This window comes from Neisseria sp. HMSC074B07 (assembly GCF_001810355.1).
Classification (GTDB): Bacteria; Pseudomonadota; Gammaproteobacteria; order Burkholderiales; family Neisseriaceae; genus Neisseria.
Map to the genome: position 1 here is coordinate 1 of NZ_KV800890.1, position 338 is coordinate 338.

Below are 338 nucleotides of genomic sequence, written 5' to 3' on the forward strand. Positions count from 1 at the left end.
TGAACTGCACCCCAAAAGTTGGACATCCCCTCCAACTCACAAGGTGCAGTTTTTTTATGAGCAAATATACATTACACTTCAAATACCAAGCCGTACTCCACTACCTGCATATACGCAGCCAACAGCGTACCGCAGACCACTACGGCATTTCCCGAACCCACCTGAGACGATGGATACGCGCCTATCAAGAAGGCGGTATCGGCGCACTCGAACATCCCCAATCCAAAACCATGCCCCAACACCGCAAAAACCCCTTCATCGCAGATAAACCCGACCAAGAAAAAACGCAGGCAGAGCTTATTGAAGAGTTGTGCTATATGCGCGCAAAGGTCGCCTAC

The 338-nt window shown here is 50.0% G+C and carries 1 protein-coding gene; it reads left to right on the forward strand.

Going from position 1 to position 338, the window contains the following annotated elements:
* Positions 1-56: 56 nt before the first annotated feature.
* Positions 57-338 (forward strand): helix-turn-helix domain-containing protein (locus HMPREF2726_RS01185; RefSeq protein ID WP_070601914.1); only part of this gene is annotated, 282 nt, incomplete at its 3' end.